General features: G+C 58.7%; 20 protein-coding genes and 2 tRNA genes. 13 read left to right on the top strand and 9 right to left on the bottom strand.

The window, feature by feature from the left end:
• Positions 1-59 precede the first annotated feature (59 nt).
• Complete coding sequence (gene norR / locus CR159_RS02310) at positions 60-1,706, top strand: nitric oxide reductase transcriptional regulator NorR (protein WP_102072452.1); 1,647 nt, start codon at positions 60-62, stop codon at positions 1,704-1,706.
• A 3-nt stretch (positions 1,707-1,709) separates the two neighbouring features.
• On the opposite strand, the gene CR159_RS02305 is transcribed toward norR, so the two are convergent.
• The gene (locus tag CR159_RS02305; protein ID WP_102072352.1) at positions 1,710-2,084 is read right to left on the bottom strand and encodes a tautomerase family protein; all 375 of its coding nucleotides are present in this window, start codon (positions 2,082-2,084) and stop codon (positions 1,710-1,712) included.
• A 72-nt stretch (positions 2,085-2,156) separates the two neighbouring features.
• Between CR159_RS02305 and CR159_RS02300 the strand changes: the two genes are divergently transcribed.
• The 3 genes from CR159_RS02300 (at position 2,157) to CR159_RS02290 (ending at position 5,651) form a co-directional block, all read left to right on the top strand.
• Positions 2,157-3,020 carry an MBL fold metallo-hydrolase gene (locus CR159_RS02300; protein WP_439650483.1) on the top strand — a complete coding sequence of 288 codons (864 nt, stop codon included), beginning with the start codon at positions 2,157-2,159 and terminating at the stop codon, positions 3,018-3,020.
• 127 nt (positions 3,021-3,147) lie between these two features.
• Positions 3,148-5,157: an ABC transporter ATP-binding protein/permease gene (locus CR159_RS02295; RefSeq protein ID WP_102072350.1), complete on the top strand. Its 2,010-nt coding sequence runs from the start codon at positions 3,148-3,150 to the stop codon at positions 5,155-5,157.
• Positions 5,158-5,270: 113 nt separating this feature from the next.
• Positions 5,271-5,651, top strand: a complete 381-nt coding sequence (locus tag CR159_RS02290) for a SirB2 family protein (protein WP_102072349.1) — start codon at positions 5,271-5,273, stop codon at positions 5,649-5,651.
• Between the two features lie 57 nt (positions 5,652-5,708).
• Here CR159_RS02290 and CR159_RS02285 read toward each other — a convergent pair whose 3' ends face one another.
• Positions 5,709-6,785: a YeiH family protein gene (locus CR159_RS02285; protein WP_102072348.1), complete on the bottom strand. Its 1,077-nt coding sequence runs from the start codon at positions 6,783-6,785 to the stop codon at positions 5,709-5,711.
• 97 nt (positions 6,786-6,882) lie between these two features.
• On the opposite strand from CR159_RS02285, the gene CR159_RS02280 reads away from it, so the two are divergent.
• Both CR159_RS02280 and CR159_RS02275 read left to right on the top strand, forming a co-directional pair.
• Positions 6,883-7,770 (top strand): LysR family transcriptional regulator, encoded by an 888-nt coding sequence (locus tag CR159_RS02280; protein WP_102072347.1) that lies wholly within the window; start codon positions 6,883-6,885, stop codon positions 7,768-7,770.
• A gap of 54 nt (positions 7,771-7,824) precedes the next feature.
• The gene (locus tag CR159_RS02275; protein ID WP_102072346.1) at positions 7,825-9,144 is read left to right on the top strand and encodes a patatin-like phospholipase family protein; all 1,320 of its coding nucleotides are present in this window, start codon (positions 7,825-7,827) and stop codon (positions 9,142-9,144) included.
• On the opposite strand, the gene CR159_RS02270 is transcribed toward CR159_RS02275, so the two are convergent.
• A complete protein-coding gene (locus CR159_RS02270; protein WP_233208140.1) occupies positions 9,141-10,070 on the bottom strand; it encodes a DMT family transporter in 930 nt (309 codons plus the stop codon). The two genes, CR159_RS02275 and CR159_RS02270, sit on opposite strands and share 4 nt — an antisense overlap.
• Positions 10,071-10,221: 151 nt before the next feature.
• On the opposite strand from CR159_RS02270, the gene CR159_RS02265 reads away from it, so the two are divergent.
• The 4 genes from CR159_RS02265 to CR159_RS02250 all read left to right on the top strand — a co-directional run bounded on the left by CR159_RS02265 (position 10,222) and on the right by CR159_RS02250 (position 11,727).
• A complete protein-coding gene (locus tag CR159_RS02265) occupies positions 10,222-10,764 on the top strand; it encodes a ferritin-like domain-containing protein (protein ID WP_102072345.1) in 543 nt (180 codons plus the stop codon).
• Between the two features lie 97 nt (positions 10,765-10,861).
• A tRNA-Asn gene (locus CR159_RS02260) sits at positions 10,862-10,937 on the top strand.
• A 126-nt stretch (positions 10,938-11,063) separates the two neighbouring features.
• Positions 11,064-11,486: an HD domain-containing protein gene (locus CR159_RS02255; RefSeq protein WP_102072344.1), complete on the top strand. Its 423-nt coding sequence runs from the start codon at positions 11,064-11,066 to the stop codon at positions 11,484-11,486.
• A gap of 10 nt (positions 11,487-11,496) precedes the next feature.
• Entirely contained in the window at positions 11,497-11,727 is a 231-nt protein-coding gene (locus CR159_RS02250; protein ID WP_102072343.1) for an Arm DNA-binding domain-containing protein, read from the top strand.
• 25 nt (positions 11,728-11,752) lie between these two features.
• Here CR159_RS02250 and CR159_RS02245 read toward each other — a convergent pair whose 3' ends face one another.
• Together CR159_RS02245 and CR159_RS02240 are read right to left on the bottom strand one after the other, a co-directional pair.
• Positions 11,753-12,034, bottom strand: coding sequence for a hypothetical protein (locus CR159_RS02245; protein ID WP_102072342.1), 282 nt, complete (start codon positions 12,032-12,034; stop codon positions 11,753-11,755).
• An 18-nt stretch (positions 12,035-12,052) separates the two neighbouring features.
• Positions 12,053-12,244, bottom strand: a complete 192-nt coding sequence (locus tag CR159_RS02240) for a DUF3606 domain-containing protein (protein WP_102072341.1) — start codon at positions 12,242-12,244, stop codon at positions 12,053-12,055.
• A gap of 1,015 nt (positions 12,245-13,259) precedes the next feature.
• On the opposite strand from CR159_RS02240, the gene CR159_RS02235 reads away from it, so the two are divergent.
• Together CR159_RS02235 and CR159_RS02230 are read left to right on the top strand one after the other, a co-directional pair.
• Positions 13,260-14,468, top strand: coding sequence for an AI-2E family transporter (locus CR159_RS02235; RefSeq protein ID WP_102072340.1), 1,209 nt, complete (start codon positions 13,260-13,262; stop codon positions 14,466-14,468).
• A 103-nt stretch (positions 14,469-14,571) separates the two neighbouring features.
• Positions 14,572-15,633 carry an AI-2E family transporter gene (locus tag CR159_RS02230; protein WP_102072339.1) on the top strand — a complete coding sequence of 354 codons (1,062 nt, stop codon included), beginning with the start codon at positions 14,572-14,574 and terminating at the stop codon, positions 15,631-15,633.
• An 8-nt stretch (positions 15,634-15,641) separates the two neighbouring features.
• On the opposite strand, the gene CR159_RS02225 is transcribed toward CR159_RS02230, so the two are convergent.
• Positions 15,642-16,010, bottom strand: a complete 369-nt coding sequence (locus tag CR159_RS02225) for an MAPEG family protein (protein WP_102072338.1) — start codon at positions 16,008-16,010, stop codon at positions 15,642-15,644.
• Positions 16,011-16,230: 220 nt separating this feature from the next.
• On the opposite strand from CR159_RS02225, the gene CR159_RS02220 reads away from it, so the two are divergent.
• Positions 16,231-16,306: transfer RNA gene (locus tag CR159_RS02220), tRNA-Thr, on the top strand.
• Positions 16,307-16,701: 395 nt separating this feature from the next.
• Here the strand turns inward: CR159_RS02220 and gspF are convergent.
• The 3 genes from gspF to gspD are packed head-to-tail and all read right to left on the bottom strand — an operon-like array spanning position 16,702 to position 21,797.
• Positions 16,702-17,907: a type II secretion system inner membrane protein GspF gene (gene gspF, locus CR159_RS02210; RefSeq protein ID WP_102072336.1), complete on the bottom strand. Its 1,206-nt coding sequence runs from the start codon at positions 17,905-17,907 to the stop codon at positions 16,702-16,704.
• An 18-nt stretch (positions 17,908-17,925) separates the two neighbouring features.
• Positions 17,926-19,347, bottom strand: coding sequence for a type II secretion system ATPase GspE (gspE, locus tag CR159_RS02205; protein WP_102072335.1), 1,422 nt, complete (start codon positions 19,345-19,347; stop codon positions 17,926-17,928).
• Positions 19,344-21,797 carry a type II secretion system secretin GspD gene (gene gspD, locus CR159_RS02200; protein ID WP_102072334.1) on the bottom strand — a complete coding sequence of 818 codons (2,454 nt, stop codon included), beginning with the start codon at positions 21,795-21,797 and terminating at the stop codon, positions 19,344-19,346. Before gspD ends, gspE begins: the two co-directional genes overlap by 4 nt.
• Between the last annotated feature and the right edge of the window lie 8 nt (positions 21,798-21,805).

Below are 21,805 nucleotides of genomic sequence, written 5' to 3'. Positions count from 1 at the left end.
GGTAGTACAAACCCTGGCGATAAGGGTATACAGTACCCTACATGGGTATAATTCACCGCATGGATCAACTCATACTTGCCGACCTTGTTACCGACCTGCCCAATGCCGTGCGCCTGCAGCGCGCTGTTCACACGATGCGTGAGCGGTTCTGCTGCGATGCAGTGGGATTATTGAGCCTGGATACCGACAGCCTGCGGTTGGTCGCCGCGTCCGGCCTGGCACACGAAGCACTGGGACGCCGCTTTGCAGTGGCGCAACATCCCAGATTCGCCACCATCCTGGCTCGCCGGGAACCGACCTGGTTCGAACCGGGCAGCGTATTGCCCGACCCTTACGATGGCCTGCTGGATGACCGCAAGGGCTCTCCGTTGCCGGTGCACGATTGCCTAGGCATGAGCTTGTACCTGGAGGGCCGCTTGTGGGGAGCCGTCACGCTGGATGCCCTGAAAACCGGCACCTTCGATTCCGCCGCGCAACTCGAACTGCGACGCTTCGGCCTGATACTGGCCGCCGCCATACGCATTACCGCGCTCGAAAAAGAGAACCGCAACCTGCGCCAGTTGGGCACGACGGTCAGCGGCTCCATGCAAATCATCGATGAGAACGAAATCCTGGGCGAAAGCGAGGCCATCTCGGGCCTGCTGCACGAATTGGACGTCGTGGCCGACTCCGACCTGCCTGTGTTGTTATTGGGAGAAACTGGGGTGGGTAAGGAACTGTTCGCGCGGCGCGTGCACCGCCACTCCCGGCGTAGCGCCAAGCCGATGGTGCACATCAATTGCGCCGCCCTGCCCGAATCGCTGGCCGAAAGCGAGCTCTTCGGGCACGTGAAAGGCGCGTTCTCCGGCGCCACCAGCGATCGCGCCGGCCGCTTTGAAACAGCGCAGGGCGGGACCTTGTTTCTGGACGAGGTGGGCGAACTTTCTTTATCGATACAAGCCAAACTGCTGCGCACGCTGCAGAACGGCGAAATCCAGCGCCTGGGTACGGATGAAACCATCAAGACCGACGTGCGCATCATCGCCGCCACCAATCGTGACCTGAAGGAAAGCACGCTTGCCGGGGACTTCCGGGCCGACCTCTATCATCGGCTATCGGTCTATCCTGTGCCCATCCCTCCCCTGCGCGAGCGCGACCAGGACATCCTGATACTGGCCGGCCATTTCCTGGAGTTCAACCGCGCGCGCCTGGGATTGCGTGGCGTGCGCCTGTCGTATGCGGCCGAGCGTGCCTTGCTGAGCTATGGCTGGCCCGGCAACGTTCGCGAGCTTGAGCATGTCATCAGCCGGGCGGCGTTGAAAATGCTGAGCCGGGGCGCGTCGCGCGATCAAATTCTTACGCTGGGCCCGGAGCTGCTGGATCTCGACATTGCACAACCCATTGCCGGACACCTTCAGGATATTCGGGTATCCCGGGTTGAAAACGCATCCGGCCTCATGACCGGTGTTGTTACACAGGACGACGACAATCTGTATGACAACGAGCCGTTTTATGGACCCGGATCGTCACAGTCCGCCAACCCGGCTAGCCCCTACGGCGCCCAGCAAAAAATCGTGCCACTGCGCCAGACGCTTGAGAACGCCCAGCGCGAAGCCATACAGCAGGCCCTGGGCGCCTGCAACCATAACTGGTCGCAGGCGGCACGCTCGCTTGAGCTGGATTCCAGCAACCTGCACAAACTGGCCAGGAAACTGGGGCTCAAATAGCGCTTAGCGCCCCATGGCGCGAGCGCTGACGCCCCCGGCCATTCCCATGTCGGATTTCGGAAAGTCAATAAGCCGCACGCGCACCTGGTCTTCCGGAATACCGGTGGTTTCGGCGCCCGTCCGGCTCAGCGCTGCAATCAGCGCTTCTTTCAATTCATCGTTGCGCCCCTCTATCAGTTCTACGACAAACATAAGCGCCTTCGTGTCGAACTGACCGGCATTCAGATAATGCCCGTCTGCCAGCTCGTGCAGCATTACCCGCACGCTGGCCAGCGGCGCGCCTATGCTTTGCACTACGGCTTCGCTGGCGCCCAGCAGCAGTTGCCTGGTTTGTTCGGCCGACAGGCCTTTGGAGGCGGAAATCGTGACGTACGGCATAAGACCTCTGTATAGTTGGATGATTGCACACCATAATCGAACATCCGACCGCTCACAAGAGGAGTCCCTATGCTGAACGCTCAGGTGGAGACTTTTTTCCACAAGCAGACCGCCACATTCTCATATGTCGTGCATCAGGCAGGCAATGATTCCTGCGCCATCATCGATTCCGTGCTCGACTACGATCCCAAGTCCGGGCGCACATCGACCTCCTGCGCCGATCAGATCATTGCCTATATATCGCGGAATCGGTTGCGCGTGCAATGGGTGCTCGAGACGCACGCGCATGCCGATCACCTGAGCGCCGCCGCCTACCTGAAAGCACAGCTGGGCGGACGCACCGCCATCGGTGCTCAGATTGTGCAGGTACAAAGCGTGTTCAAGGATATCTTCAATCTTGGCCCCGAATTCACGACGGACGCTTCGCAGTTTGATCAGGTCTTCGAAGACGGTCACACTTTCTCGATAGGCGACCTGGCGGTCAAAGCCTTGCACGTGCCGGGACACACGCCGGCAGACATGGCCTATTGCATAGACGGGGTTGGCGTATTTATTGGCGATACCCTCTTCATGCCCGATGTGGGCACCGCGCGTTGCGATTTTCCGGGCGGCGACCCGCACGCACTCTATGACTCGATACAGCGCATTCTTTCATTGGGCGACGACACCCTGCTGTACCTGTGCCATGACTACCCGCCCGAATCCCGTGCCCGCCAATGTTGCGTCTCGGTGAAGGAACAGCGCGACGGCAATATACATGTGCGCGACGGAATCAGTGCGGACGACTTCGTTGCCATGCGGACAGCGCGTGACAAGACGCTGGACATGCCGGCGCTAATCATACCCTCCATACAGATCAATATCCGCGCGGGCCGCTATCCAGAGCCCGACAGCAACGGCACGCACTACCTGAAGACGCCACTCAACGTCTTGTAAGACCGGGCATAGGCATCGTTGCTTGCCGCAAGGCGGCCAAACGGCGTCCATGCGCTGGCGCTATCTTGATATTTCGACCAGAATGCGTTTTTCGGCGCGCCAGCGTCGCGTATTCCGGGAGAATTGATTGAACTTGAACAAGGCGCTAATGGATAGCGGTATGTGGCTGGTACAGGCCTATCTCATTACGGTGGTGTTGTCGGCCGCCACCGTCTGGGGTCTTGCAAGGTTCACCGTTTGGGGCCGCCAGTTCTGGAGCCTGACCGCCGCTTACTTCTTGCCGCGGCGTGATTGGCGTCCTCTTGCCACCCTGCTGCTGATATTGTTCCTGACGCTGTGCGCGGTTCGCCTGGATGTGTTGCTGTCCGACTGGAGCAACACCATGTACACCTCGCTGCAGAACCTGGATTCAACGGGATTCTGGCGCGCCATGGTGTTGTTCGCCATATTGGCTACGGTACACGTCCTGCGCGTGTTGATCGAGTTCTACGTGCAGCAGGCCTTCACCATACGCTGGCGCGTGTGGTTGAACGAAGAATTGCTGAGCCGGTGGCTGGACAGGCAAACCTACTATCGGACCCAGTACCTGGACACGCCTATCGATAACCCCGACCAGCGTATCCAGCAGGATGTCGCCACCTTTGTGGAGATGTCGCTGGTCTTGTCCATGGGCGTGGTCAATGCCCTGGTTTCCACCTTTGCCTTTACCTTGATTCTATGGACCCTGTCGGGACCTCTTTCGGCGATGGGCGTGGAGCTGCCCCGCGGCATGGTGTTCCTCGTGTTTGCCTATGTGATTATCGCCACCGTTTTTGCCGTCAAGATCGGTCGCCCCCTGATCATGCTGAACTTCCTGAACGAGCGCTTCAACGCCGACTACCGGTACGCATTGGTGCGGTTACGCGAATACTCCGAAAGCATTGCATTCTATGCCGGCGAGAAAGTGGAAGGCGCATTGTTGCGCAGCCGCTTCACCCACGTGATCAGCAATGCCTGGGCGATTGTTTTTCGCTCCATCAAGTTTCAGGGCTTCAATCTGTCCGTCAGCCAGGCGGCCGTCGTTTTTCCCTTCATCATCCAGGCACAACGCTTTTTTTCCAAACAGATCAGCCTGGGCGACCTGATGCAGACTGCGCAAGCCTTCGGACGGCTGCAGGACAACTTGTCGTTCTTTCGGACCGCGTACGATAGTTTCGCCACGTATCGCGCCACGCTGGATCGTTTAAGCGGCTTCACCAAAGCCATCGCGGAATCCCGCGAACTGCCCGAACCGACGATCCACGCGCAAGGTCCGCGCCTGGCCGTGGAGCAGCTCACTATTCATACTCCGGCCGCGGCCTTGCTGATTGACAGCCTCACGATCGAGGTGTCGCCGAACGCGCCCCTGCTGATACAAGGTCCATCGGGGTCGGGCAAGACAACACTGCTGCGGGCGATCGCCGGGCTGTGGCCGTACTGCGACGGTACGATCATCCGTCCGGAAGAAAATGTGCTCTTCCTGTCGCAAAAGCCATATCTGCCCTTGGGCACCTTGCGCGACGCCTTGTACTATCCGCAGCAGCTACCCAGCCTCGATACGGCCCCGCAGGCCGCCATACACCAACAACAAGAAGCCGCCATCGCCAGCGCGCATGGAGCACCCAGCGACCTCGATGCGCTGGCCACCAGCCGCAGTGTTGAACTGGGCACTGAACCGGAAACGAGCTCACTGGCCGTGCATGCCGATGCTTTGGACGCCTCGGGAGACCCACGTGACAGCGCGCCGCCGGATGCGGAAACAGGTGCCGCAAGCCGCGGTCGGGCCGAAGAAGTTCTGCATCGGGTACAGATGGGGCATCTTGTCGACAGGCTGGATCAGGTTGCCGACTGGGGCCGCATCCTGTCGCTTGGCGAACAACAGCGCCTGGCATTCGGGCGCCTGTTGCTGTCGGCACCGGCTGCCGCCTTCCTCGACGAAGCGACGTCAGCCATGGACGAAGGCCTGGAAGATGCCATGTACCGCCTGGTTCGGGAGCAACTGCCACACACCCGGCTGGTAAGCGTGGGTCATCGCAGCACCTTGGCCAAACACCATGCCTGCCAACTTATCCTGAAGGGCAAGGGCACGGGCGCATGGGTGCTCGCCGGCATATCGTGAGCAGCCACGGTGCCCGGACCTGCTACGATAGCGGCGGGCCGGGCATCTTTGGCGCCTCCCCTGTGGCTACGCCGCCGATCCACTAACTTTCTTCGAGCACCTGACTTCCCACCATGAATTACTTAGCTATCAAACACCTGCACGTAACGGCAGCTGCCCTGAGCATCCTTCTTTTCGTCATTCGGGCTTATTGGTCGGTAACGGGTTCGGCCATGCTTCAGCGCCGCGCTGTCAAGATCGTGCCCCACATTGTCGACACTGTCCTGCTCGCCTGTGCCGTGACCCTGTCCGTCATGCTGGGTGCTGCCGGCATGCAGCCATGGGTGCTGACCAAGATTGTGCTGCTTATTGCCTATATTGGCGTGGGCACCATTGCCATCAAGCGCGGCAAGACCGCCAAGAGCCGCGGCATTGCGGCAGTGATTTCCATCGCGATTTTTGCTTATATCGTCGGCGTGGCCATCAACCATAATCCCGCATCGTGGTTCGCCTGATCTAGGGCGGCCCAACCGTAGGGCGTGCGCATGGCGCGCCGCCCTACCGGCAATTCATTACCAGCTTCCCATGACGTGCTGTACCGCCAAGCTGCTGGTACATACTGCAAGCCAGACTCCCAACCCCAGCAAAACCGGCCGCAGGCCGGCGGTCACCATGCGCCGAAGGTCTGATGACAGGCCGATGGCGGCGAGCGCCACCACGATCAGGAATTGCGCGGTCAACTGCAAGGGGGCCAGCAACGCTTCGGGAATATAGCCTGTCGAGCGTATGGCCGACGCCAGCAGGAACCACAAGATGAACCAGGGAAAGATCCGCGCCAGGCTGAAGCTGCCGACACCCTGCTTTTTGTGGTGCCATGCCTGGATGGCGACCAGGATCAGGCAAATCGGAATAATGAGCGTAGCCCGGGTAAGCTTGACGATGGTCGCGTAATCGCCCGCCGACTCGCTATAGCTGTAGCCGGCAGCCACCACCGAAGACGTGTCGTTGATTGCCGTGCCTGCCCACATGCCGAAGCCCATGTCCGACATGCCCAGCCAATGGCCCATAACAGGAAACGCAACGACAGCCACAATATTGAAAATGAATATCGTGGAAATCGCATAAGCCGTGTCATGCTCCTCCGGCTTGATGATGGGCGTAACCGCTGCGATGGCCGATCCGCCGCAGATGGCCGTGCCCACACCTATCAGGGTCTGGAGTTTCGAGGGAATGTCCAGCCACTTGCCCAGCAACCACGCCGAGACAAATGCCACCGCTATCGTGACCAGGGTCACCGACAGCGACTCCATCCCCGTCTTGGCCACTTGCTGAATGCTCAGGCCGAAGCCCAGCGCCACGATCGACCACTGCAGCACTTGTCGAGATGCAAACTGCAGGCCGGGTCGGAACATAGGCCCTATGCCGACCGTATTCCGGATTGCCATGCCCAGCAGAATCGCGAATACCGGTCCGCCGATAAGCGGGAACATCCGGCCCAGCATCATCGCGAAGATCGCCACGACCACGGCCAGCACCAGCCCGAGGAGCAAGGTGGGAGACCGGCGGCCGGTGAGCGATGCGTGGCTAGACGCCGCATGCGAGTGTGAATGGGTAGGCCGTATTGGGCGCGATACAGTGGTGGAACGCATGGAGAAAGTCGCATATGTTAATTACTTGCAGTTATGTTAAATCTCCCAGCACCATAAATAAATTCATTAACATTTATAAAACGTATAAAATTTACTGATGATAGGAATCAGCGTACGCCAACTTGAGGTATTCGTCACAATCGCAGCCACCGGCACCGTCGGCGCCGCAGCCGAACGGCTTTTTGTAACCCAGCCCGCTGTAAGCATGGCCCTGGGCGAACTCGAACGGCAATTGAACACTCAGCTGTTCGACCGGGAGCGGGGGCGGCTGCGGCTGAGCCCACGTGGAAAAGAGCTCCTGCCCATGGCCCAGGAAGTCATCGAGCGCATCCACGAAATAATGCGCCAGACCGGCGACCATCCACTGGTGCTCACCGGCGAGCTACGCGTGGGTACCAGCAATACGGTTGGCAACTACCTGGTGGGCGCCCTGCTGGGCCCCTTCATCGCCCGGCATCCCCAAGTTGCCTTGCAGGTAAGCGTCGAGAATACCGACCGGATTGCCGCAGCGTTGCTCGAGCACCGCATTGACGTTGCGTGCGTCGAAGGCCCTGTCAACCACCCGCAGCTCGATATCATCCCCTGGCGCGACGATGCGCTGGTGGTTTGCGCAGCGCCCTCTCATCCGCTGGCTCAGCGCGATGACCTGAAAGCACGCCATTTCAAGGATGCGCTCTGGATATTGCGCGAACACGGTTCCGCGATGCGGGTCCTGGCCGAACAGGCGCTGACCCACTTGCCGCCGGGGCGGATACTTTTGGAGCTGGGTCAGGTCGAAGCCATTAAACAAGCCGTCATTGCCGGATTGGGTATCGCCTGCCTGCCGTCGGCGGCGACCGTGGATGCCGTAGCCGTCGGACGACTCAAGATCCTGGATACGCCGTTTTTGAATCTGCACCGGCGGCTTGCACTGGTTCTGCATAAGTCCCGATATCGCGGCGCCCTGATCGACGCCTTCGTGGAGTGCGTCATTCCAGATCGGTGAGAACGAAAATGTTATCGTTACCGCAAGGGTATTCCCCGACACATATAGGCACTCATGACTAAAAAACGCCCGACTTCACCGCTAGGCGGCACCCAACAAGCCGACTCCACGGCGCCGCCCGACGCGGCCGCCACCCCCGATCCGGTTAACCATCAGGCCGAGGCGCCACTGAACACCGATCCCACACTGCCTCCCTACGAGACGGTGGCATTGGTGTTGCAAGGCGGCGGCGCGCTGGGTGCTTACCAGGCCGGCGTCTACCAGGGTCTGCATGAAGCCGGCATTGAATTGACCTGCCTGGCCGGGATATCGATAGGTGCGTTGAATATCGCCATTATTGCCGGCAACCCGCCGGAGAAGCGCATCGCGCGCCTGACCGAATTCTGGGAAACCATCTGCCAACCGAATTTCGGCGTGGCGCTGCATCCCTTTGTTGAGCAATCGCTTTTCAATTTGAACGACATGGTTCGGCAATCCTTGAGCGCCTGGCATGCCGGCAGCGCCATGATGAATGGCCAGAAGGGTTTCTTTACGCCCCGCTTCCCGCCGGCTCCTCAAATTACGCCGGGCAAACCGGAGACGGCCAGCTACTACGACACCAGCGCACTGAAAGACACATTGGAAAGGCTTTGTGATTTTGACCGTATCAACTCGGGCGAACATGAAGTATCGGTAGGCGCGGTCAATGTGCGCACCGGTAATTTTGTCTATTTCGAAAATACCAAAATTCGCCTGCGTGCCGAACACTTCATGGCATCGGGCGCGCTGCCACCGGCCTTCGCACCCGTTGAAATTGACGGCGACTACTATTGGGACGGTGGGCTGGTCTCAAACACCCCCCTGGCACATGTGCTGGAATCCCGTCCAATGCGCGACACATTGGCATTTCAGGTGGACCTGTGGAGCGCTCGCGGCAGCGTACCCACCAATATGAGCGAAGTATCCGACCGCATCAAGGATATCCAGTATTCCAGCCGTACGCGCCTGGTTACCGAGCAATTGCGCTGGTCACAATACTTGCGCCACATGCTGCTGAGTATGCTGGAGGACATTCCGCAGGACGTCCGCAACGACAAGAAAGCCTACTATCAGCTCGCCGAAGACTTGGCCTGCAGCAAACGCTATAACGTCATACACCTGATCTACCGCAACAGACCTTACGAGCAGCACTACAAGGATTATCAGTTCGGCCTGGCCACCATGCGCGAGCACTGGGAATGCGGCCAGAAGGATATACGCCTGACGCTTCAAGAGCCCGAGCGCCTGGCAATGCCCGAAGACGTATCCGGCTTTGTCACGCATGACGTGCACCGCGAAGAGCTGGAGCACAGGATGCACCGGAACACCCGGCGCGCCCACGCCCGGAAAAGCTAGCGCCGGCGCCCGAGCACCACGGCGCCAGCCAGCACAAAGGCAGTGCCAACCAGCTGCAGCGTCGTGATCGGCTCGCCTAATATCCATCCCGCCAGGAACAATACCGATACGGGGCCGAGCAAGCCCAATTGGGATGTCATGGGCGCGCCTATACGCGCCACCGACCACATGATCATGAATGTAGGTGCCACGGTATTGACGACGGCGTGCAGCAGAGACAGCTGGTACACCGGCAAAGGCTGCTGGAGCCCCTGCCACGAATGCACGCCCAGAAAGTGCACCATGCTTATTACTGCGGATACCGACATGGCATAGGCCACCAGGCGGGTGGCGCCCACACGCTTGATAAGCTCACCCGAACTGATGATGTACACGGCATACGACACCGCCGAGCCCAGCACGAACAGTGATCCCAGCACGACGTTGTCGCCGCTCAAGGATAAGTCCTGCAGGAAAACCAGGATTACACCCAGGTAAGCCATGGCCAGTGCAAACCATTGTTTGCCCGGTATGGGCCGCTTCAGGTACAGCGCCGTCAACAAAAGCACAAAAGTGGGAGACAGGAAGAGAATCAGGCGCTCAAGCCCCGCGGTAATGTATTGCAGGCCCAAAAAATCCAGATAACTGGACAAGTAATAGCCGATGAAGCCCAGGAAAACGATTTGCCCGCTTTCCTTTGCGGTCAGGCGTTGGATTTTACCCAGGTGCGCCCGGCGAGCCTGGTAGCAGCCGACGACCGCGAAGAAAGGCAGCGACAACATCATGCGAAAACCGATGATCGTCAGGGCATCGACCCCATAGCGATAAGTAAGCTTCACCACGATGGCTTTGGCGGAAAAGAGTACCGCACCAACCCCTGCCAGCAAAAAGCCCATCCAGAACTCTTTTGTTTTTATTGTGTCGGTATTGGCAGGAAGAGAGCTCATGACATCGCAGAAAAATAAATAAACAAACCAAGGTGATACTTTACTGCATTGAGGACAAAGGCAACGGCAACCGCCAGCCGTACTTGGCGGCACGGTACTTGCTATCGAATGGCTCTGCGGCACACAGCCGCCCACAATATAAAGGATGCCCATGAACGCCAACAATCCTGCCAGTACCCTGCACGCCCCTATCGACGTCGCTGCAATCCGTAACGCGGCCAAAGACCTGGAAGGCGGAGCCGTGCCGTCCGGATATCAGGGAAACCGCGAAGAAATCATAGAAATGCTGAACGCCGCCCTGGCCACCGAACTGGTCTGTGCGTTGCGCTATAAGCGTCACTACTACACCGCCACAGGCCTGGTCAACGAGCCGATAAAAGCTGAGTTCCTGCAACATGCACAGGAAGAAGAAGACCATGCCGGCCGGATTGCGGAACGCATCGTGCAACTGAACGGCGACCCGGATTTCAATCCATCCACTCTTGTCGATCGCAGCCATGCTGAATACGACGAATGCAGCGACATCAAGGGCATGATCAAGGCCAACCTTATCGCCGAACGCGTCGCGATCGAGTCCTATCGGCAAATGATCGAACGTATCGGCGACACCGATCCCACGACGAAGCACTTGCTGATCGACATCATGGCCGTGGAAGAAGAGCATGCTGACGACATGAAGGATTTGCTGGATTGAAGCGGAAAAATCCCGTCGCCGGGAGACTGTAATTGGTCATTTCCCGGGTCGAGTTGCGAGAGATGAAATTAATGTGCTATAGTTTCGCTTCTCCAATTCCCCGATAGCTCAGTCGGTAGAGCGACGGACTGTTAATCCGCAGGTCACTGGTTCGAACCCAGTTCGGGGAGCCAAGAATACCAAGCCCCTCAAGCAATTGAGGGGCTTTTTGTTGCTCCACAAGACGGCAACGAAAACCCGATACGGCATCCGCGCCGAACTCGGGGGTCTATCGGTCCCCGCTTTAGAAGTAAAAGATCATGCAATTGACCAGATTGGAAAAGCAGCTGAGCTTCCTAAAGGAAATCGACCGACTGAAAAACGTCATGCGGCAATCACCGCTGCTTGATAAAAGTCGGAAGGAAAATTCAGCCGAGCATTCCTGGCACTTGGCGGTATACGCCTTGATATTGGATGAGTATGCCTGCGGCGCTGTGGATACAAATCGAGTCATACAAATGCTTTTACTGCATGACATCGTCGAGATAGACGTCGGCGATTTTCCAATCCATAGCGGCTCTTCAAGCGACATGCAGGCCGAACAAGACGTATCAATTGAACAGGTCTTTTCCCGGTACGGTCCTGCCATCAAAAGAGGTGCACCCGAACTATGGGAAATATGTGAGCGATGGATAATCCAACACTTCTCAGGACCAGCAGCAGGGAATACCGCAGCAAACTAAAAGGCATAGCATGGCGAATCAACTCGACGGCGTCCGCCCCGCTTCGGAGTCAAGCATTGAGATCGAATTCCAGTATCGGGGCACACTCTGCCGCGAAAGGCTCCGGCTAACGCCCAGCGCCTCCAACTTGAAGCGGGCGTCAGATTTAAGGGCCGGAATACTGCGCGCTATAGAAAAAGATGAATTCGATTACGCTGTGGCGTTTCCGAAAAGCAAGAACGCGGCGCGGTTTCCAAACTAAGTGCGAACACAGCGCAGCACTGCAGTCAGCGAGACCTATAGCTCGCTACCAAGGCGACAAGCACCACCGCAACCACAGGCAAAGCCAGGTCGAGCTGGGCATCAACGCTCCAATCCCAAACATTGAACGCCTCCCAAGGAGTGAGCTTTGACGAGCCGTCGACGTTGTACTCGCGTTGGGCATGCTCTCGTCCGATGAACACTCCGATGACCAGCATCGCTCCCAGCCCCCAGTTGCGCGTCAGCAACCACACCGCCGCCTGTATCAACAAGGCATAGAGGACGTGCTCGAAGTTGGAGATGTTCATTGCACGGCGATGACTGGCCTATACAGGTCGCCGGTCTTTTCCTAAGTAGATTTTGACGTCCTGGACGGACGTACCGACCGAATCAACCGCGACCCTGAGTTCGTCGGGCTTGCACTGGAACTGATCGCACCAGTAACGAAGTTCGCGCTCTTGATTGATGTCTATGCGAGACGGGTCCCGGGGCACATTATTTTCCGGATTATCTATCATGAATTGAACTCCTCTGAACGATCATGGCACGCGAGCAAGCGCCGTGCCTTCGATTCGCGTGCTACTGACGCTCCACCTACTTTCCAGTCGCGGCCAAGAGGCCAAAGCGTGTGCTTTACGCTGCAGCGGCACATCGTTTGCTGAACTGTCACTTATCTGCCAGCACCAAGGAGGAAGCCATGAAAAAGATGTTTTCTATCGCCGCCTGTTTACTGCCACTCGCCGTGGCGACGACAGCTTACTCACAAGGCCCCAGCGGCCGTTCCGGCTCCGACTCGGCCGGTGTTGAAGCGCAAGCCGAGTCAACCAATCCAAGCGGGCTTGCCGGAAGTACGGGCATCAAGCCGGATAACCGCCAGATCGAGCCAAACAGTGCGAGTTCTTCCACAGATAAGGCGTCAACGCGTCCTGGATCGACGCTGAAAGACGGTAGCGAAGGTGTACAGGCCCCTAATAGGTCAGCCAGCGGGAACAGCACGCACCCTTCGAGCGGCTCTCAGCCAACAGCGACCGGAGATGCCGAAAAGCCATCGAAATCACGGGCACCCAATACGCGTCAATAGGCACGAAAGTTGCTGATCGTTACGGCTCGATACAGCAATAACTTGCACAGCCTGAAAGCCCGCGAGCTATTTTCGCCACAAGGTAAGTAAACCTTTCTACTATTTCTTTTTGCTATACCCTAGTGACATGGACCTTACTAATAACATAACCCTTTGTCCGTCTTGTCGTGAATTGTCGCTGGGAACAGGAGGCACCAAACCTCACGTATCCATGCGACTACAGGGTGCGAGGCCACCCGAATCGTACGATGGAGCGCTTGAACGGCAATACCGATGCGTGGCGTGCAATACGGTATGGCTGCGACGTACTGATCGTTGGGGCGTCGATGCGGGCTTCCGGCTGCTTCCTTGATACAGTCCCCCAGGCAGGTAGCCGCTAATGGAATACGCGCACGCGCGGGCATTTATACTATGCGCGCAGGCAACGCGCTGCTTATCCGCATGAGACCACAATGGATACGATCAAGACTACCCCAGCCGCCCACGTTCCGGCGGCCGTAAATACCAGCTCCGACGTCGCGGATATCGGCGCCACCGCAAAACCCGTGGCCGAGATATCCCTGCCCGAGCTGCGCCCCCGGGTCCAGGCCGGTGGAATGGCATTGACCGTGCTTGCCACCATTGCCTTCATCTTCGCGCTGCAATGGGCTCGGGAATTTTTTATCCCGCTCGTATTCGGAATCCTGATCGCCTACACCTTGAGCCCGGTCGTATTATGGCTGGAGCGACGCCGGGTTCCACGAGTCATAGGCGCCACGCTCGTCATGCTGGCCTTGTTCGGATCAGCCGCCGGTGTGCTGACCTCCGTGTATAACGAAGCGCAATCCATTGTCGACGAACTCCCTATCGCTACCTATAAGCTGAACAACGCCCTGCAGCGGATTGACAATGGCGAGCTTGGCACGCTGGAAAAGCTGCGCAGTGCCGCGGACGCCTTGAAAAAGGCGGCCAGTCCAAACACTGACGCGATGCAGGACGCCGCCGCTGCACCGACTGCAGTCCAACCGCCCGACTTCAATTTGAATCAATGGCTTTGGACTGGATCCCTTAGCGTTGCCGCCTTTGCCGGCAAACTGATTGTGATTATGTTCCTGGTATTTTTCGCCTTGCTGTCGGGCGACACCTTCAAGCGCAAGCTGGTCAAAATGACCGGGCCGTCCTTATCAAACAAGAAAATCACCGTCCAGATTCTGGACGACATCAACCTGTCGATCCAGAAATACATGCTGATGCTGCTGGTCACGAACACGCTGCTGGGGTTGGTGACCTGGGTGGTCCTCTACGTAATCGGCATGGAAAACGCCGGTGCGTGGGCTGTGGTGGCCGGGCTCCTGCATATCATTCCCTATTTCGGGACAGTGATTGCCGCCGCAGCGACCGGCTCGGCCGCGTTCCTGCAATTCGAGTCATTCTCGATGATGGCGCTGGTGATGGCCGCCACGCTCGCGATCGCTTCCATCGTCGGCACCCTGGTCACAACCTGGATGACAGGTCGCATCGCCAAAATGAATGCAACAGCTGTTTTCGTGGCCTTGTTGTTTGGCGGATGGCTTTGGGGCGTGTGGGGCATGTTACTGTGCGTGCCCATAGTCGTCGTGGTTAAGGTGGTATCACAACATATCGAAGGACTACATCCGGTCGCCGAACTATTGGGCGAGTAAATGCGCTTTCGCATAGAATTATCGAATCGCAGCGCCCTGACCTTATACCCACAAAGAAGCCGCGCGGCTCGCCCCTGCCGTCTTCCCCTTTCCTGGATGCTGGATGAACAATTCCGACCTGTATTTTCGCACTTTCATACTCATGCTGGTCATCGTCACGGTGGCCTTCATCATTGTGCTGCTCCCCTTCTACGCCGCGATTTTCTGGGGCGCCATACTGGCCATACTGTTCACGCCACTGCATAAGCGCCTGCTGGCGAAACTGCGCGGGCGCCCCAATCTGGCAGCCCTTACCACGCTGCTTATCATCATTCTTATCGTCATCCTGCCCGCGATCCTCATAACGGGCGCCTTGCTGCAAGAGGGCGCCGCCATCTATAAACTCATCAGTTCCGGCGAAGTCAATGTGGGACGGTATTTGGAACAGGTGCTGAATGCCCTGCCTCCATCGGTTCATGCCATGCTCGACCGTTTCGGCGTCGGAGACATTTTCAGCTTGCAGGAAAAACTGACCACCGGCGCCCTTCAGGGTAGCAAATTCCTTGCGACACAAGCCGTAAACGTTGGGCAGAACACATTTGAATTCCTGGTCGGCATGGGCGTAATGCTGTACATCCTATACTTCCTGTTGCGAGACGGCGCCCATCTGGCCAGAACCAGCAAGCATCTGATACCGCTCAGCGAAGAGCATAAGCAGCATTTATTCCGCAAGTTCGCTACGGTGGTGCGCGCCACCGTCAAGGGTAATATCGTCGTGGCCATGACCCAGGGCTTCCTGGGAGGCGTGATGTTCTGGTTCCTGGGCATCCAGGGTGCATTGCTGTGGGGGGTCCTTATGGCCTTCCTGTCTCTGTTGCCAGCCGTTGGCGCCGCCTTGATCTGGTTGCCGGTAGCCATCTATTTTCTCGTCACGGGCGCCATCTGGGAAGGCATAACGCTGGCGCTATTCGGCGTACTGGTCATCGGGCTGGTCGACAATATATTGCGCCCGCTGCTGGTCGGCAAAGACACCAAGATACCTGACTACGTCATATTGATTTCAACGCTGGGCGGCCTGTCGGTCTTCGGACTCAACGGCTTCGTCATCGGACCGTTATTTGCCGCCCTGTTCATTGCTTGCTGGGACTTGTTTCCCTCGGCGATTCGCATGAACCAGCAAGACTAGCGCTGCCCTCACAGGAACAGAATGACAATATTCACGCCCAGTCCCAGTACCCAGACTACCGTTCGCACCAGGCCGTAGCCAACGAGGTACACGGCAAGATAGATCATCCTGAGCACGATCCACGCAAGCATCAGGCTGACAAGCGTGGCTGGATCCGCCATTTTGAACAGTGCGAACAGCACGGCCGCATAGAAGAAAGGCAAGCTCTCGAACAAATTGGCCTGTGCGGCATTTGCCCTGGCACGCCAGCCCTCCTGATTCGCCAACCAGGAACGCGGATTATTGTTGTTGTAGTGCTTTCCACCCGCTTTCGATATGCCGGCCGCGACAATAGGCAATATGGCGGCGGCCAACATTAGCCAGGAAATGGTTCTCATGGGCTATTCCCCTCGCGTTCGTTATACCGGAAAGCTGCGCTAGGCGCCTAGGCACACTATAAGCCGATCGAAAGCACAGTTCCACAACACTGGGCAGGTAGTGTTCGGGCACACGAAATTTCACGTCGATACGCGCCCGACAAAAACGCGCGGAATATGTATAATTATGGGCTTGGCAAAATACAAGGCTCGCATCAAAGGGTCTGTGTACACCCAGGAAGCCGATGTAGCTCAGTTGGTAGAGCAGCTCATTCGTAATGAGAAGGTCGGGGGTTCGACTCCTCTCATCGGCACCAATAGAATCAAGCGCTTACGCCACTCTTAACCGGGTGGCGTTTTTGTTTTTTGGGCTGCGGATCGCAGTGCGTCAGTACGCAGCCCAAGGTCAAGGGCGGCCACGCCAGCCGAACCTCCGCCGATGTAAACCTGGCCAGCTTCAGCTATGCCCACAACGTATGTCATGCTCCGACGATATATCATCCCGACCACCAGGACGGCGGGTTCCGGATGCTCATCGATATCGACCTATCCCGCGTCGGCAGCGGAACGCGAAACGGCCGAAACCTGAAACGCAAGAATCGCTCTACCTCGCTGAGCTACGCTATGTGCATAGCCGCAACTACGCGCTACGCTATCATCGCTATTCATTACGGCCCTCACCGGCTTGGCTTGGGTCTACCCAATGCCTCGCTCATTGCACCAGCTGGTTGATCTCAATGATCGGCATCATGACCGCCAGCACAATAACCAGCACGATTCCTCCCATTACAAGAATCATCAGAGGTTCGAGCACGGCGGTCATGGTCATGGCGCGCCTTTCCAGTTCAATCGACAGTACGTTTGCGGCGCGGTCCAGCATGGCAGGCAGCTCACCGGTGCGTTCGCCGCTGTCCACCAGATGAATCAACAGCGGTGGAAAAACCCTTTGCGCTTGCAGCGCCTGCGCCAAAGGGCTGCCCTCTCGCACGCGGCTGGTAGCTTCGTCGACGGCGGCCTGCAGCTTCCGATTTTTCAGCGTGCGCCGCGCTGCATTCAAGGCAGTGAGCAGCGGCACACTGCTGCCCGTCAAAATGGCCATCGTGGCAGAAAATCGCGCTACGTCCACACCCATCGCATAACGGCCCAGAACCGGCAGCCGGAGCACGCGCGCGTGCCAAGCCATACGGGCCGATGGATTGCGCAGCCACAAGCGCCATAATGCAAAAAGCGCTGTGAGGCTAATGGCCGTAAGCAAGCCCCAATTACGGGCAAAGTCACTAGCGGACAGCATCATGCGCGTCAACAAGGGCAAGGTCTGATGCGCCTGTGAAAATGCGCCGACCACCTGCGGCACCACATAACTGAGCAGAAAGATGACGATGCCGATGGAAACCACGGTGACGATAATGGGGTAGATAAAAGCCGTCAGCACCTTGTTCCGCAGAGCACCACGCGATTCGATGTAGTCGGCCAACCGCTCGAGCACTTGAGCAAGGTCTCCCGACTGCTCCCCGGCGTCGACCAAGGCCTGGTAAATCTCGGGGAAGTCTTTTGGATGTGCGGCTAGGGCCTCGCCCAAACGATGACCGGCTCGCACGTCGTCGCGCACCGCGGCCAAAGTCCGGGCGACGTGCCGGCGCTCGGCTTGTTCCAGCGTTGCGCGCAGCGCTGCCTCCAGTGGCAGCCTGGCAGCCAGCAAACTGGCAAGCTGGCGGGTCAGCCAGCCCAGGTCAGCATCGCTGATCCTGGCTCCGGTGTACCAGCCCGACTCTGCCCGCTTACGCGTCTCGCGCACCGCCAAGGGCAACAGACCCCGCGCGCGTAAGGCATGGCGGGCGCTGCGTTCGCTATCGGCATCGATCATGCCCCGGTCGCTTCGGCCCGCGGCATCAATCGCATCGTACTGGTATGAAGGCATGGCGTAGCTCCGTAGGCGTCAGGCGTCGCGAGTGACGCGCGCGATTTCTTCACGGGAGGTGGTGCCCTGCTGAACCCAGCGCTCGGCGTCCTGCCGCAGGCTACGCATGCCTCCCTGCTGGGCCGCGCTACGCAAGGCCTGCTCCCCTTCGTCGGCGTGGATCATGGCGCGCAAAGCATCATCCAATATAAACAATTCATGGACACCTGTCCGACCGCTATATCCGGTATGGCTGCAGGCCGGACATCCTTTTATGTTCCAAGCCGATGTACCGTCGGGTTGAGGCACCTTGCAGTGAGGACACAGCTTGCGCACCAGGCGTTGCGCAAGCACGCCTTGCAAGGTGGATGCCAGCAGGAATGGCTCCACGCCCATGTCGACAAGGCGCGTCACGGCCGAAACGGCATCGTTCGTATGTAGCGTGGCAAGAACCAAGTGTCCGGTCAACGAGGCTTGCACCGCAATCTGCGCCGTTTCCAGGTCGCGGATCTCGCCTATCATGATTATGTCGGGATCCTGGCGCAAAATCGCGCGCAAGGCAGACGCGAAAGTCAGGTTGATTCGGGTATTGACCTGAGTCTGGCCGATACCCGGAAGGTCGTATTCGATCGGATCCTCGACCGTGAGGATGTTGGTGGTGGCGGCATCGAGTCGGCCAAGCGCCGCATACAGCGTGGTGGTCTTGCCGCTGCCGGTGGGGCCGGTTACCAGGAAAATGCCGTGCGGACGACGAATCAGCGCATCGAGCCCGCCAAGCACGTCTGCAGCCATGCCCAAACGCTCAAGCTCCAGCCGCCCCACCTCTTTATCCAGCAGGCGAAGCACGGCGCGCTCGCCATGGCCGGTCGGCAGGGTCGAGACCCGGACATCAATGGGCCGTCCGCCCACCCGTAAGGCGATCCGGCCGTCCTGGGGCAAGCGTTTTTCGGCGATGTCCAAGCTGGCCATGATCTTGATGCGTGAAACCAGGGCATTATGCAGCGCGCGGCGCGGACTGACAATATCGCGCAGCGTCCCGTCGACCCGGTAGCGCACGACGGAGTGCGTCTCGAAAGGCTCAATGTGGATATCGCTGGCACCGTCGCGCGCAGCCTGGGTGAATAGTGCGTTGATCATGCGAATGATGGGTGCATCATCGCGAGTTTCAAGCAGGTCTTCGATTTCCGGCATGTCCTGCATCAGGCGATCGAGATCGATTTCGTTGGCGGCGGCATCCACGATCTCGGCAGCGTCTCCCGTCTGCGCATACGCAGCGGCCAAAAGTGTGTCCAGTTCTTGGTCGCTCACTTCCTTGACCGGCAACGGACCGTGATAGCGGCGGATTTCGTCCAGCGCCCAGGCAGGCGTGCGCTCTGAAATAATGAGCGCAACGCCGGCGGCTCCGGTTTGTATGAGGGCGCGATAAGCACGCGCCCACGTATAGGGCAAGCGGACGATCATAGATTGTCGGACGGGCCGGGCTGCGTCCGCGCGGGATTGGCCGGACGCGTCGTAGCGCTTTCCGCCGACTCGGGCGCTACAGCGTTGTTCTCCAGACCGCGCAAATCCAGCAGGCCGGTACTCGGGTCGCGATCGATGGCGGGCAACGTAGCCGTGGTCGCGTCGGGCACCAACCATGACGCTGCCCTGACGGGCAGGCCGGCCTGCGCCGCCCGCATGTAGTTGTAGCGGTCCAGCGTCAAGCCGGCGCCGTCCTGGGCGTTGCGCACGATGTGCGGGCGCAGGAAGACCATCAGGTTTGTCTTGCTGCGACCACGCTTCTGGTATTTGAACAGGTTGCCCAGCACGGGAATGTCTCCCAGCAACGGTACCGAGGTAATGCTGTCGTCGACCACTTCTTCCAGCAGGCCGCCCAGCACGATGATTTGCCCGTCGTCGACCAGCACATTGGTTTCCAGCGCGCGCTTGCGCGTGATGATGGATCCGCCCGAGGTCGCGCTCGGAAGTGTCGACGATGGATCTATGCTGCTGACCTCCTGGTACAGCGACAGCTTGACTGTTCCACCTTCCGAAATCTGCGGCCGGATCCGCAGCGTCAGGCCGATGTCTTCACGCTGCACAGTCTGGAAAGGGTTACTGGCCCCATCCCCGGTGGTGGTATAGGTGCCTGTTACGAACGGCACGGTCCGGCCGACGATAATACTGGCCTGCTCATTGTCGAGTGTCATGAGGTTAGGCGTTGAAAGAATGTTGACGCCGCCCTGCTTTTGCATGGCGCGTGCCAGCACGCCCAGATTGAGCAGTTGGGTTCCCAGCACGTCGACGGTGCCCTTGACCACTCCCAGACTCATACCCGAAGCCAGTGCGTCGATGGTGGTACCCGCAGCGGACAGATTGGTACCGATGCCGCTACCTCCCAGGTTGGATCCGCCCAAAAACGAGGTTCCGCCACTATTGATGCTATTGGCACCGGCCGACCACTGGACCCCGAATTCCGCGGCGTCTTCGGCATTGACTTCGACAATAAGGCTTTCAATCAGCACTTGCGCACGGCGTTGGTCGAGCAAGTCAATCACCTCGCGCAAGCTGCGATACAGCGGGTCCGGTGCCGAGATGATCAAGGTGTTCGTCGTGGGATCCGCTTGCACCGTCGCACCGCCAGCGGAAAAGGAGATTGGGTTCCGGTTGGTGCTTGTCATGTCCGGCATGGACGCGCCAGGGTTTGAGGTGCCCATGGCCGTGCCGCTGACAGGAGTGGAAAAAGCACCTTCCATCATCGAGGAACCGCGGTTTCCCTCAAAATCTCCGCCGGACAGAGGAGCATCGGGCTCCGTCGCCGGACCGGAGCCACCCTGCCCTGTCAGCACGCCACGAAGAACTTCGGCAAGATGGGCAGCGTGTGCATTGCGCAAGTACACCACGTGCAAATTGCCGGCACGCGACTCGGGGGTGTCAATGCGAAGGATCAGGTCCCGAGCCAGCTTCAGACGCTCGGGCGTGCTGGCTCGTACCAGCACCGAGTTACTGCGCGGGTCGGCCACAATATTCACCTGCTTGATTTGGTCGCCTCCGTTAGCTTGTAGAAGCTGCTGCGCCAATGCTGCCACGTCGAGCGCTACCCCATATTCGATGGGAATCACATCGGTGCTGATGGACGTGGGAGTGTCGATGCGGGCAATGACCTCGGCCACACGGTCCAGGTTATCGGCGTAGTCGGTAATGACCAACGTGTTGTTGCCCGCGTGCGCGGCAATGGTGTTGTTGGGCGCTACCATCGGTCGCAAGATGGGCACCAGCGCTGTGGCGCTTTCATAGCGTAGCGGAAACACCCGCGTCACCAATTCGCCGCCGCGTGCGGGCAGGCTCCTCGATACGACTGGACCGCCCTGCAGCTTGGCGTCTGCCTCGGGCACCACACGGTTGACGCCGTCCACATCAATGACCGCGAAACCCTGCATGCGTAAGGCGCCCAACAGCATGGAGTACGCCGTATCAACGTCTACCGGGACCTCGGATATCAGCGTCAACTTCCCACGTACTCGCGGATCCACCACGAAATTGCGTCCTGTAAATTGAGCCAGTGCCCGCAATACCCCGTGCAGTTCAGCGTCATTGAAGTTCAGCGTCGTTCGCTGTCCTGCCGCCGCTGGGTCGCCCGGTTGCCGGGCAGGAACTGCTTCGTCTTCGTATCTGGGGCGTTCGCGTATCGGAGACAGGGTTCGCTGTCTGGTTTGCGACGATTCGGCTTGGGTGGTGAATGGCTGCGCTCTGTGTGGCTGGCCCGAACCCACGGTTGTATATGCCACCAGCGGGGCACTGGCCGCTTGCTGGCCGGTCTCTGTGGCAGCACAGCCGCCGAGCACGGCGGCAAGCATCAACAGCGGCATGCGCAGGCGCCATTGAGCAGGGCCGGCAGACAGACGTTCGAGTGATAGATTAGAGGTGATCATGGCAACAG

It is taken from the genome of Pollutimonas subterranea (assembly GCF_002849655.1).
Taxonomy (GTDB): Bacteria; Pseudomonadota; Gammaproteobacteria; order Burkholderiales; family Burkholderiaceae_B; genus Pollutimonas; species Pollutimonas subterranea.
This window is presented reverse-complemented; position numbering and strand designations above follow the sequence as displayed.